Source organism: Dokdonella sp., from assembly GCF_019634845.1.
Lineage (GTDB): Bacteria > Pseudomonadota > Gammaproteobacteria > Xanthomonadales > Rhodanobacteraceae > Dokdonella_A.
The window spans coordinates 1-12,015 of the sequence record NZ_JAHCAQ010000023.1 but is presented as its reverse complement, the minus strand read 5'-3'; the positions used below and the strand labels follow the sequence as shown (position 1 = coordinate 12,015).

General features: G+C 68.8%; 9 protein-coding genes. 5 read left to right on the top strand and 4 right to left on the bottom strand.

What is annotated here, in order from left to right; genetic code table 11:
• Nucleotides 1-7: 7 nt before the first annotated feature.
• From KF903_RS13735 to KF903_RS13725, 3 genes are all read right to left on the bottom strand, one after another.
• Nucleotides 8-2,236, bottom strand: a complete 2,229-nt coding sequence (locus KF903_RS13735; RefSeq protein ID WP_291215956.1) for a S9 family peptidase — start codon at nucleotides 2,234-2,236, stop codon at nucleotides 8-10.
• Nucleotides 2,237-2,308: 72 nt separating this feature from the next.
• Complete coding sequence (locus KF903_RS13730; RefSeq protein ID WP_291215954.1) at nucleotides 2,309-3,076, bottom strand: hypothetical protein; 768 nt, start codon at nucleotides 3,074-3,076, stop codon at nucleotides 2,309-2,311.
• Entirely contained in the window at nucleotides 3,073-3,753 is a 681-nt protein-coding gene (locus KF903_RS13725; protein ID WP_291215952.1) for a thymidine kinase, read from the bottom strand. Before KF903_RS13725 ends, KF903_RS13730 begins: the two co-directional genes overlap by 4 nt.
• A 293-nt stretch (nucleotides 3,754-4,046) precedes the next feature.
• On the opposite strand from KF903_RS13725, the gene KF903_RS13720 reads away from it, so the two are divergent.
• From KF903_RS13720 to KF903_RS13710, 3 genes are all read left to right on the top strand, one after another.
• Nucleotides 4,047-4,952, top strand: a complete 906-nt coding sequence (locus tag KF903_RS13720) for a DUF2167 domain-containing protein (RefSeq protein ID WP_291215950.1) — start codon at nucleotides 4,047-4,049, stop codon at nucleotides 4,950-4,952.
• 3 nt (nucleotides 4,953-4,955) lie between these two features.
• Nucleotides 4,956-5,438, top strand: coding sequence for a YajQ family cyclic di-GMP-binding protein (locus KF903_RS13715; protein ID WP_291215947.1), 483 nt, complete (start codon nucleotides 4,956-4,958; stop codon nucleotides 5,436-5,438).
• A gap of 89 nt (nucleotides 5,439-5,527) precedes the next feature.
• Nucleotides 5,528-7,504 carry a UvrD-helicase domain-containing protein gene (locus tag KF903_RS13710; RefSeq protein WP_291215945.1) on the top strand — a complete coding sequence of 659 codons (1,977 nt, stop codon included), beginning with the start codon at nucleotides 5,528-5,530 and terminating at the stop codon, nucleotides 7,502-7,504.
• Between the two features lie 149 nt (nucleotides 7,505-7,653).
• Here the strand turns inward: KF903_RS13710 and KF903_RS13705 are convergent, their stop codons facing one another.
• A complete protein-coding gene (locus KF903_RS13705; protein ID WP_291215943.1) occupies nucleotides 7,654-8,670 on the bottom strand; it encodes an AI-2E family transporter in 1,017 nt (338 codons plus the stop codon).
• A 354-nt stretch (nucleotides 8,671-9,024) separates the two neighbouring features.
• Between KF903_RS13705 and KF903_RS13700 the strand changes: the two genes are divergently transcribed.
• Nucleotides 9,025-10,785, top strand: a complete 1,761-nt coding sequence (locus KF903_RS13700; RefSeq protein WP_291215941.1) for an SLC13 family permease — start codon at nucleotides 9,025-9,027, stop codon at nucleotides 10,783-10,785.
• 138 nt (nucleotides 10,786-10,923) lie between these two features.
• Nucleotides 10,924-11,760 (top strand): DUF481 domain-containing protein, encoded by an 837-nt coding sequence (locus tag KF903_RS13695; RefSeq protein WP_291215938.1) that lies wholly within the window; start codon nucleotides 10,924-10,926, stop codon nucleotides 11,758-11,760.
• The last annotated feature ends 255 nt before the right edge of the window (nucleotides 11,761-12,015 follow it).

The window sequence follows — 12,015 nt, the reverse complement described above, 5'->3', positions numbered from 1 at the left end:
GCCGCACTCAGCGCGCGGCGGGCTTGAGCTTGTCGTCGAAGTAGGCCGCGATCAGCGTGTACACATGCTTGCGCAGCGCCGGCGTCGACAGGCCATGCTTGGCGCCGGGATAAGCCATGAGGCGGAACTGCACGCCCTTGTTCTGCAACGCCGCCATGAGCTGGGTCGAATTGGCGAACAGCACGTTATCGTCGGCCATGCCGTGCACGAGCAGCAACTTGTCGGATTCGATGCCGGCGAGCCAGTGCAGGACGCCGGACTGCTCGTAGCCTGCGGCGTTGGCCTGCGGCGTATCGAGGTAGCGCTCGGTGTAGTGCGTGTCATACAGCCGCCAGTCGGTCACCGGCGCGACCGCCACGCCGGCCGCGAACTGCGATCCGGCCTTGGCCAGCAGCATCAGTGTCTGGTAGCCGCCGTAGCTCCAGCCGAAGATGCCGATGTGGTCGCCATCGACCCACGGCTGCGCCTTGAGCCAGGCCACGCCGGTGAGCTGGTCGGCGAGCTCGGCGTTGCCGAGCTGGCCGAAGATCGCATCGGCGAAGTGCCGGCCGCGGCGCGGCGAGCCGCGGTTGTCGAGCGCGAACACCACATAGCCGCGCTGCGCCATGTACTGCTCGAAGTAGTTGCCCCAGTTCTTGCGCACGAACTGGCTGCCGGGGCCGCCGTAGTAGGTCATGAACACCGGATACTTGCGGGCCGGGTCGAAACCCGCGGGCTGGTGCAGACGGTAGTGAAGATCCTCGCCGCTCTCGCCCTTGAGCGTGCCGAAGCGCGGCGCGATGAAGTCGCTGCGGTAGGGCCAGAACGGGTGGCCGGCCTTGAGCTCGTTGCGCTCGATCCAGGCCAGGCGCGTGCCATCGGCCTTGCGCAGCGACACTTGCGGCGGCGTGGTCGGACTGGACCAGGTGTCGATCCATATCCGCGCATCATCGCCGAACACGGCGTCATGGATGCCCTCGCCCTCACTGAGGCGGCGCGGTGTCGCCGCGTCGCTGCCGTCGAGGCGCACCGCGTAGACCTGCACCTGCAGCGGATCCTCGCGCCCGGCCGCGAAGTAGGCCAGGCCGTGCTTTTCGTCGAGCGCGAGCAGCTTGTCGACGTCGTGCGGGCCCTGCGTCAACTGGCGCCGCAACGTCCCGTCGAGACCGAACACGTACAGTTGCTTGTAGCCGCTGCGCTCGGACGCCCACAGCAGCGCATCCTCGCCGCGCAGGAAGCGCAGGTCGTCGTGCAGGTTGATCCAGGTGGTGCTGGTCTCGGTCAGCACGTTGTCGGCGCTGCTGCCGTCGGCAGCGGCGACCACGAGATCGAGGCGACGCTGGTTGCGGCTTTGGCGCTGGAACGCAACGCGCTTGCCATCGGGCAACCAGTTCACGCGGGCGAGGTAGATGTCGGGGTCAGGCCCGAGGTCGAGCCAATGCGTGGCGCGGCCGTCGCTGCCCACCACACCCAAGCGCACCGCCACGTTGGCGCGACCGGCGGCCGGGTAGCGCTGGCGCAGCGTGGCGCTGTGGTCGGCGTAGATCTCGCTGCGCTCGACCTCGTCCACGCCCGACTCGTCGTAGCGCTCGAACGCGAGCGCGCTGTCGTCGGGCGCCCACCAGTAGCCGGTGTGGCGGTCCATTTCCTCCTGTGCGACGAATTCGGCCTCGCCGTTGTGGATCGTGCCGCCGCCATCGTGGGTGAGCTGGGTCGACTGGCCGCTGCGCAGATCGATCAGGTGCAGGTTCTGCCCGCTCACGTAGCTGACGAAGCCGCCGCGCGGCGACACCTTGGGATCGGCCACCTCGCGCCCGCGCTCGGTCAGCGCGCGCAGCGCCTTGTCGCGCGGGGCGGTCAGGTCGTACAGCCACAGCCGTTCGTCGAGCGTGAACAGCAGGCGCTTGCCGTCGGGCGACCACAGGTAGCTGACGATGCCCTTGCTGGCGGCGATCCGCGCCCGCTCGCGGCGCGCCTTCTCGGCGTCGGACAGTTCGTGTTCGCCGCCGAGCGCGCGCGAGTCGACGAGTCGATGGGCCTTGCCGCTGCGCACCTCGTGCAGCCACAGGTCGAGTTGGTTCTGGTCGTCGTCGCGCCCGCGCAGGAACGCCACATGGCGACCATCGGGCGCGATCTTGAGTGCGCGCGGACTCGGTCCGGCCAGGTCCGGATCGCCGAACATGCGTTCGATGGTCAGGCGTTCGGCAGCCACGGCGCAGCTCCAGGACAGGACGGCAAGCAACAGCAGCGCACGCATGGGTTCTCCGGCCGGTGGGCGAATGGGCGAGTGGACGCCAAGCCTACCCGACCTGAGCGGCCGTGAGTCCAGTCAGTCCCGCTCGGGCCAGCGCAGGCGCAGGTGACGGTTGTTGAAATCGGCATCGCCGGCATCGTCGATGAGCGTGGCCACGAGCTGCTGGCCGTCGTCACCGAGCGCCACCGCGTGACCATCGGCGACCACGCCGCCGTCGCACTGAAACTCGACGAAGCCCTGCGCCAGCTCGCCGGCGTGCTGGGTCAGCGCCGGCGGCACGTTGCGGATGTCGAGGTCGGCGCGGGCGAACTTGCGCAGGCCGCGCGTGTGCACGCGCATGCGCGAGGCATCGGCGGGGTCGGTGTCGGCGAGGATCAGCACGTGGTCGCGCGCATGGAAAGCGTCGCGGGCAAAGTAGCGCCGCTGCCATTCGTCCGCTGCAAACAGCGACAGCATCTGCGGATCGACCACGGCCACCGCACCCTGGTCACACAGCGCGCTGATGGTGCCGATCATGTTGCGCAGGCCGTCGAGATCGGCTGGGTCGCGCAGGCTGCCGCGCAGCATCCAGCACTCGGTGGATTTGCGCGCGGCATCGAGCAGGCGCGGGTTTTCCTCCTCGAAGATCGCGCCGAGCGTGCCGGCCAGCGGATAGCCGTCCCACTGCGCGAGCGCGGCGTTGCGGTAGCGCACGGCTTCGACGCCGGTCGGTGGCGGCCCGGTGCGGTAGCGCTGGGCGTCGATGCGCAGGTCGGCGGCGAAATCGCCGAACACGAACCACAGCCAGAATGCTTCGCCGCCGCTGTCCTGCCAGCGTCCACGCGGCCAATGGGGTGTCGTCATCGAGTCTCTCCAGGCATGTCCAGCGGCAGCACCGCCTGTTGCAGCTCGACGCGGCCTTCGCCCGCCATGATCTTCTTGAACTCGGGGCGTGACACCGACACGTAGCGCTCGTTGCCACCGATTTCAACCTGCGGCCCGTCGGTCACCGCGCGGCCATGCTCGTCCACGCGCACCACCATGGTCGCCTTGCGGCCGGTGTGGCAGATCGTCTTGATCTCGATGAGGTTGTCGGCCCAGGCCAGCAGGTACTGGCTGCCTTCGAACAGTTCGCCGCGGAAATCGGTGCGCAGGCCGTAGGCGAGCACGGGGACCTGCAGCGCGTCGACCACGTCGGTGAGCTGCCACACCTGTGCCTTGCGCAGGAACTGCGCCTCGTCCACCAGCACGCAGTCGAGCTTGCCGCGGGCGGCGACATCGGCGCGCACGATCGCGAACAGGTCATCGTCCTGAGCGAAGCGACGCGCCCGCGCGCGCAGGCCGATGCGCGAGGCCACCACACCGAGCGGCACGGCCTCGTCCGCCTCGGGCGCCTGCGGCGAGTCCTCGGCGCGCGTGTCGATCGCGGGCTTGACGATGAGCGTGCGCATGCCGCGCTCGTGATAGTTGTACGCGCTCTGCAGCAGCGTCGTGGTCTTGCCGGCGTTCATCGCCGAATAATAGAAATACAGCTTGGCCATGGGCGGCGGAGTGCGGGCAGGATGGCGTTGCGGCACGCCTGGGCGGGCAAGTGTCGCACAGCACCCCGCCGCCGGTCGTCGAGCGGTGCGCCGCGCACGCGCCGAAGCTGTCAGCGGCGGCCCATGCCGGTAGACTTGGCACTCGCGGCGCCGCATTGCGCGCCAAGGCCCGCGGCGGCCGCCGCGAGCGGCCGAGCTTGCCTTGCACGTTGCGCGCACGCATGCGATCGGCGCTTGCGCCGCCGCCTGCCGGTGGGCCGCGCGATCCTTTCATCCGTTCCGGGGAATGCTCCATGTCACGCCAGCACCGATTGTCCGTGTTCATCGTCGTCCTGTTGGCGCTGCTGGCGTGGGCCCCGGTGTGGGCGCAAGACCCTACCGACGACGACGATTCCGGCTACGCCGCGCTGGTGGCGGCGCTGCGACAGGGCCCGGCGACGATCGCGCTGCGCGACCAGGCCACGCTGCAGTTGCCGGCCGGCCATGGCTACCTGCCCACCCGCGAGGCGAGCGCGCTCATGGCCGCGATGGGCAACTCGGTCGACGACAACTTCATCGGCCTGATCCTGCCCGCGTCGTTCTTCGACGACGAGGACGCGGCGGCCGAGAGCTGGATGGTGTCGGTCGACTTCGATCCGGCCGGCTACATCGCCGACGATGACGCCAGGAGCTGGAGCGCCGACGAGCTGCTGCACAACCTCAAGGAAGGCACCGAGGCGGCCAATGCCGAGCGCGAGAAGGTCGGCGTGGCGCCGCTCGAGGTGGTCGGTTGGATCGAGCCGCCGGCCTACGACGCGGCCACGCAGCGCCTGGTGTGGTCGATCGAGGGTCGCGACAAGGGCGCGCCGGCCGATGCCGACAATACGGTCAACTACAACACCTACGTGCTGGGGCGCGAGGGCTACATCTCGCTCAACCTCATCACTTCGCGCGCCGACATCGCGCGGCAGAAGCCGCTCGCCCACCAGCTTCTCGCCGCGATCGCCTACAACGATGGCAAGCGCTACGCCCAGTACGACGCCACCACCGACAAGGCCGCGGCCTACGGACTGGCCGCGCTGGTCGGCGGCGTGGCCGCCAAGAAGCTCGGCCTGCTGGCCGTGGCGGCGGCCTTTTTCGCCAAGTTCTTCAAGCTGATCCTCGTGGGCCTGGCCGTGGCCGGCGGCGCGCTCACGCGATTGTTCCGGCGCAAGGCCTGAGCCATGCCCTCGTTTGACGTCATCTCGCAGGTCGACAAGCACGAGCTCGGCAACGCGCTCGACCAGGCCAACCGCGAACTCGGCAACCGCTTCGACTTCAAGGGCGTCGACGCCTCGTTCACGCTCGACGAGTACGTGATCACTGCGGCGGCGCCGAGCGAGTTCCAGCTCAAGCAGATGCAGGACATCCTGCGCGCACGGCTCATCGCGCGCGGCATCGACGTGCGCTGCCTCGATGTGGCCGAGCCCGAGATCAACCTCGCCAGCGCGCGGCAGAAGATCACGGTCAAGCACGGCATCGAACAGGCGATCGCCAAGAAGATCGTCGCCGCGATCAAGGCCGCCAAACTCAAGGTCGAGGCGCAGATCAACGGCGACAAGCTGCGCGTGACCGGCAAGAAGCGCGACGACCTGCAGGCCGCGATTGCGCTACTGCGCAAGGAAGAGTTCGGCTTGCCGCTGCAGTACGACAACTTCCGCGACTGAGGCGGACTCGAGCGGCGCCGTCAAGCCCGCGGTGGCGACCGCCGCGGGCCTTTCGCGCCCGCGCCGCGCCGCGGCACAATCGCGCTCCCATGTCACTCAATCCCCAACAACGCGCCGCCGTCGATTACTGCGACGGGCCCCTGCTCGTGCTGGCCGGGGCCGGTTCGGGCAAGACGCGCGTGATCACCGAGAAGATCGCGCACCTGATCGGGCGGCGCAACCTTGCGCCGGGCAAGATCGCCGCGATCACGTTCACCAACAAGGCGGCGCGCGAGATGCGCGAACGTGCCGGTCGCCTGTTGCGTGGCGACGCGGCCGATGGCCTCACCGTGTGCACTTTCCACGCGCTGGGCCTGCGCTTCCTGCAGCTCGAACACGAGCGCGCGAAGCTCAGGCGCGGCTTCTCGGTGCTCGATGCCGACGACACGCGTGGCCTCATCAAGGAGCTCGCGCCGGCCAACAGCAAGCCCGACGCGCTGTTTGCGCTGCAGTCACTGCTGTCACGCGCGAAGAACGACGGCCTCACGCCCGAACAGGCCGCCGCCCGCGCGGGCAGCGTGCGCGAGCACGAGGCGGCGGCGATCTACGCCGCGTACCAACGCCGCCTCGCCGCATTCAATGCGGTCGACTTCGACGACCTCATCCGCCTGCCGCTCGGCCTGCTCGAGGCGGACGAGGAGGTGCGGGCGGCGTGGCGCGAGCGCCTGCGCTACCTGCTGGTCGACGAATACCAGGACACCAATGCCGCCCAGTACCGCCTCATCAAGGCACTGGCCGGCGAGCGGGGCGCGTTCACCGTGGTTGGCGACGACGACCAGTCGATCTATGCCTGGCGCGGCGCCAACCCCGACAACCTCAACGAACTGGCGCGCGACTATCCGGCCCTGCGCGTGGTCAAGCTCGAACAGAACTACCGCTGCGCGCGGCGCATCCTGCGCGCCGCCAACGCGGTGATTGCGCACAACGGCCACCTGTTCGACAAGCGGCTGTGGAGCGAGCAGGGCGAAGGCGCGCCGATCCGCGTGACCGAGTGCCGCGATGACGAGCACGAGGCCGAGTGCGTGGCCGCTGCCGTCGTGCACCTCGCCCAGCAGCACAAGGTGGCGTGGAGCGAATTTGCGATCCTCTATCGCGGCAACCACCAGTCGCGCGCGTTCGAGAAGGCATTGCGGCTGGTCGGCGTGCCCTACCACGTCAGTGGCGGTACCGCCTTCCTCGATCGCGCCGAAGTCAAGGATCTGCTCGCCTACCTGCGCCTGATCGCCAATCCCGACGACGATGCGGCCTTCCTGCGCGTGGTCAATCTGCCGCGTCGCGACATCGGCGCCACCACGCTCGAGCGGCTCGGTGAACTGGCCGGCACGCGCGGGCTGTCGATGCTGCGTGCGCTGCAGTACGACGCGCTGCTGACTCCGCTCACGCCGCGTGCCGCGGCCAGCCTGGTGCGCTTCGGCCAGCTCATCGGCGAGTTCGCCGCGCGCGCGCAGCGCATGCCGGCCGCCGATCTCGTCGACGAACTCATGCAGCGCATCGGCTACGCCGAGCATGTCGCCGGCCAGGTCAAGGACGCGGCGCTGCGCGAGCGGCGCCTGGCCAACCTGCGCGAGCTCGTCGAGTGGATGCGCGCCATGCCCAGCCACGGCGCGGGCGATCTTGCCGCGCAGCTCGCACTGCTGACCCACGGCGACCGCGACGATCCGGGCAATGCGGTGCGGCTGATGACGCTGCACGCCGCCAAGGGGCTCGAGTTCCGCTGCGTGTTCCTCGTCGGCGTCGACGACACGACGCTGCCGCACGAGGGCAGCCTCGAGGAGGGGCGTCTCGAAGAGGAGCGGCGCCTGCTCTACGTCGGCATCACGCGCGCCAAGGAGTTCCTCACCCTGTCGTATGCCAGACGCCGCAAGCGGTTCGGCGAAATCATCGCCAACGAACCGAGCCGGTTCCTCAAGGAACTGCCCGCCGACGATCTGCATCGCGTTGGCCATGACCCCGCGCAGGACGCGGCGCGCAAGCAGGAAATGGCCAGCGCCCACCTGGCGCGGCTGGCGGCGATGCTGGCCGAGTGAATGCATCGTGCGCCGCGCGCGCTGCCCCCGCGATGTCGCCTGGCGCCTGATGCATCCGTGACGCCTGCGATTGCCAGCCACGACCGTGCGCCAGCCGCGCCGCTGTCGGTGGCGGCGCGCGTCGAGCACGGTGCCGCACGAGGCGGCGGCTAGATCAGCGCCGCCTCGGCCAGTTCGCGCTTGAGGAAGGCGTAGTAGACCGGGGCGGCGATGAGGCCGGCCATGCCAAAGGCCGATTCCAGCAGCAGCATCGCGATCAGCAGCTCCCAGGCCCGCGCGCGGATCTGCGAGCCGACGATGCGCGCGTTGAGGAAGTATTCGAGCTTGTGGATCACGATCAGGAACAGCAGCGCCGCCACCGCATCACCGAAGGACACCGACAGCGCAGCCACGAAGATCAGCGTGTTCGAGATCAGGTTGCCGACCACCGGCAGCAGGCCGACGATGAAGGTGACGACGACCAAGGTCTTGGCGAACGGCACCGGGGTGCTGAACAGCGGCAGCAGCACGAGCAGGAAGATGCCCGTGAGCAGCGTGTTGACGGCCGAGATCTTGACCTGCGCGAACACGATGTCGCGGAAGCCCTGCACGAGGTTGCGGCAGCGCGCGAGCAGCGCCTCGACGAACGGCGTGGCGTGGCCGTTGCGCGTGCGGCTGGCGCTGAGGGCGATCATCGCGCCGAGCACCATGCCGATCAGCAGGTGCACGAACACACGCGCGGCGGTCTTGCCGGCCAGTTGCAGCGCGCCGGCGTGGTCGCGCAGCCAGGCCAGCGCGCCATCGCGCATGTCGTCGATGTTGTCGGGCAGATGGTCGACGACGTAGGCGGGCAGTTGGCCGCGGGCGCGGTCGAGCAGCGGGTTGAGGCTTTCCAGGAACGCATGCGGGTCGCCGATCTCGCGCCGGATCAGTGCCACGGTCGCGACGATGGCCAGTGTCAGCAGGCCGATCACGATCACGCTGAGGCCGAATACGACGATGCCATGCGCACTGGTGCGGCGTGGCACGTAACGCTGCAGGCGTGGCGCCAGCGAATCGATGATCGCGAACACGAACAGGCCGGCGAGCAAGGCCGGCAGCAGGTGCAGGTACAACGTGACCAGCAGCGCCAGCGCGGCGAGGATGCAGGCGGTCGTGGTGTGACGCGGCAGGGGATACGAAGCCATGTGGGCCGTCGGCTGGGGCAGGGCGTGTCCGGGTGTGCCTAGCGTAGGCGAAAACCGCTCCCGCGCGCGCGGCGAGTGCGCCAGCCAGCACGGCCGCGAGCGCGACCGGCCAGCGTGCCTGTCAACGGATCAAGCACTTGCGCATCGAGCGCGGCGTCGCGTCGGTGCAACAGTCGGTGCGCTCTCAGGATATGCCGCGGCGCCACATGAGGACTGTGCGGCGGCGCGCCGGCATCGGCTACCATGCGGCGCGATGAGCCTCGCCGCCGCCAGCCCGCATCCTGCAACGACTGCGCCCTGCGTGTGCATGCGCGGTGGCCGTGGCGGCGCGCTGCCGGCGCCCGGGGTCGAGCGATGAGCCTGGCGGCCTGGGGCACGCTGGCGATCGTGCTGGGCGCGATCGCGATGTTCGCGAGCGAGAAGGTGCGCGTGGACATCGTCGCACTGATCGTGCTGGTCGCACTGGTGCTGTTCGAGCTGGTGACGCCGAGCGAGGCCCTGGCCGGCTTCAGCAACGAAGCCACCGTGACGGTGGCGGCGATGTTCGCGCTGAGCCTCGGCATCGAACGCTCGGGCGCGCTCAACCCGCTGATCCGGCAACTGTCGCGCATCCGCCGGCCGTGGCTGCTCACGCTGGCGCTGATGCTGGCAATCGCGCCGATGGGTGCGTTCATCAAGAACATCGCGCTGGTGGCGATGTTCCTGCCGCTGGCCTTGCGCGTGTGCGCGCGTACCCGGACCTCGCCCAGTCGCGTGCTGATGCCGATGGCCTTCGCGGCGCAGATGGGCGGGGTATGCACCCTGCTCGGTACCTCGTCGAACCTGCTTGCCGACTCGCTTGCGCGCAAATACGGCCTGACCGGGTTTGGAGTATTCGAATTCACCAAGCTCGGCGCGATCCTGGCCGTGGTCGGCATCGTCTACCTGATGCTGATCGGACGCTGGCTGCTCGCCCAAGGCAGCGAAGCCGACCTGCCGAACCCGAGCGAGTCGGGCAGCTATGTCACCGAACTGCGCGTCAAGAAGGGTTCGCCGCTGGTCGGGCGCACCATTGCCAGCGCGCGGCTGGGTGAGGCGTATGGCGTGTACCCGCTCGAACTGCTGCGCGGCGAGCAGCACCTGTGGGCGCCGCGCGAGCAGAACATCGAAGCCGGTGACGTGCTGCTGGTGCGCGGCGAATGGGAACGCATCGAGGACATGCGCATGCGTGCCGAGCTCGAGATCAACCCCGAGAGCCACTACGGCGCGAGCAACGGCAAGACGCGCCTGCTGGTCGAGGTCATGGTGCGGCCCGATTCACCGATCGAAGGCCGCGCGCTCGGCGAGCTCAACCTGCAGCGCGCGCACGATGCCAGCGTGCTGGCGATCCGCCGCCGCGGCCAGGTACTGCGCGATGCGCTCAAGGATGTGCGCCTCATTGCCGGCGACGTGCTGTTGCTGCTGACCAGCGGCGACGCCGCCGGGCTGCGCGCCGATGACCGTTTCGTGGTGCTGCACGAGCGCGAGGACACGCGCCATACGCCGCGTCGGGCGCTCGCCGCGGCGCTCATCATGCTCGGCGTGATCGTGGTGTCGGGCCTGCGCTGGCTGCCGATTCCGATCGCCGCGTTGGCGGGTGCGGTGGCGATGGCCGCCGCCGGCTGCTATGGCCGCCGCGACCTCTACAAGGGCATCGACTGGAAGATCATCGTGTTGCTGGCGGCGATCCTGCCGCTCGGCACGGCGATCGAGAACAGCGGCCTGTCACAGGCACTGGTCGATGCCGGCATGCGCCTGGTTGGCGCGCACAGCGCCTTGGCGGCGCTGTTGATGGTGTATCTGCTCACCGCCCTACTGACCGAGCTCATGGGGCACAACCCTTCGGTGGTGCTGATGGCCGGCATCGCGGTGTCGGTGGCGCATGCCGCCCATGCCGACCCGCGCCCGTTCGTGATCGCGGTGGCGTTCGCGGCGGCGACCTCGTTCGCGACCCCGGTCGGTTACCCGACCAACACCATGGTCTATTACGCCGGCGGCTATCGCTTCACCGACTTCATGAAGGTCGGCATCCCATTGATCGCGCTGTTCTGCGCTCTGTCGATGATCCTCATTCCGCGCTTCTGGCCGCTGCAGTAGGGCCGCCGCGTCACGATTGATCACCGCCCGGCGCGCCCGCCATTCACGGCGAATTCAACGCGGCCACCTACCATGGCGCGCCGCGGCCAGCGACCAGCGATCGCCCGCGCCATTCCTATCCCACCGGAGAATCACAAGATGAACCAGTCTGCACTGCTGGTGGCGGCACTGTTGCTCGCCCTGCCGTTGACCGCCCGCGCCGACGATGCGACCGCCGCCAATGGCGAATGGTCGGGCACCGGCGAACTGGGCTTCGCTGCCGCACGCGGCAATGCCAAGTCGGAAAACCTCAACGCCAAGCTCGCCTTCAAGAAGGAAGACGAGCGCTGGAAGGACACCTTCTACCTCACCGCACTGCGCGCCAAGGGCGAAGTCAGCACCAAGGTGCCGGGCGTCGATGCCAATGGCCAGCCCATCATCAACACGCTCAAGAGCTACGACACCACGGCCAATCGCTATGAGCTGGGCGCGGCGATCGGCTACAAGTTCGACGAGCGCAGCTATGTGGTGGGCGCGGCACGTTACGAGAACGACGACTTCTCGCCCTACGAGTACCAGGCCGCCGTGTCGGTCGGCTACGGCTACACCGTGCTCAAGACCGCGAGCGACGAGCTGTCGGTCGAAGCCGGTCCCGGCTACAAGCGCTTCCGCCGCAACGACGAGCTGGGCACCGATCCGCTGAGCGGCCAACCGGTGGTGTACCGCTTCGGCTCGGAAGGCGAGGTGATCGGCCGTGGCCTGCTCGCCTACAAGCATGCCTTCAGCGCCAACACTTCGTTCGTCGACACCCTGTTGGTCGAAGCCGGCAGCAGCAACACGTTCGTGCAGAACGACGCCGGGTTGCAGGTCGACATCAACAAGAAGCTCGCGCTCAAGGTCGGCTACCAGCTGCGTCACAACACCGACGCACCGGGCGGCGCCAAGAAGACCGACCAGCTCATGACCACCAACCTGGTCTACAACTTCGGCAGCTGATGGCCGCGCGGGCATTGCCCGCCGTGCCGAGGGGCTCATCGTGTCCGGCGGCGCTCGTGCTTTGTTGGCGGGCGCTTGCGCCGGGGAGTCTCGGTTGGTTTGTCGCGGGGACCGACTCACGTTGTTGATGGGTTTGTTCCGCAGTCGTGAGGTGGCATGCGCCGGTTGGCTTGGGCGCTGATTCGATCGTTGGCTTCTTTGCGAAGACCGACTCACGTCCCTGGTGGGTTCGTCCCGCATCCCTGCGGGCCGGTG

Coding starts and splice junctions, on each gene's coding strand:
- KF903_RS13720 (WP_291215950.1), top strand. CDS start 4,047: ATGTCACGCCAGCACCGATTGTCCGTGTTCATCGTCGTCCTGTTGGCG.
- KF903_RS13705 (WP_291215943.1), bottom strand. CDS start 8,670: ATGGCTTCGTATCCCCTGCCGCGTCACACCACGACCGCCTGCATCCTC.
- KF903_RS13710 (WP_291215945.1), top strand. CDS start 5,528: ATGTCACTCAATCCCCAACAACGCGCCGCCGTCGATTACTGCGACGGG.
- KF903_RS13700 (WP_291215941.1), top strand. CDS start 9,025: ATGAGCCTGGCGGCCTGGGGCACGCTGGCGATCGTGCTGGGCGCGATC.
- KF903_RS13730 (WP_291215954.1), bottom strand. CDS start 3,076: ATGACGACACCCCATTGGCCGCGTGGACGCTGGCAGGACAGCGGCGGC.
- KF903_RS13735 (WP_291215956.1), bottom strand. CDS start 2,236: ATGCGTGCGCTGCTGTTGCTTGCCGTCCTGTCCTGGAGCTGCGCCGTG.
- KF903_RS13725 (WP_291215952.1), bottom strand. CDS start 3,753: ATGGCCAAGCTGTATTTCTATTATTCGGCGATGAACGCCGGCAAGACC.
- KF903_RS13695 (WP_291215938.1), top strand. CDS start 10,924: ATGAACCAGTCTGCACTGCTGGTGGCGGCACTGTTGCTCGCCCTGCCG.
- KF903_RS13715 (WP_291215947.1), top strand. CDS start 4,956: ATGCCCTCGTTTGACGTCATCTCGCAGGTCGACAAGCACGAGCTCGGC.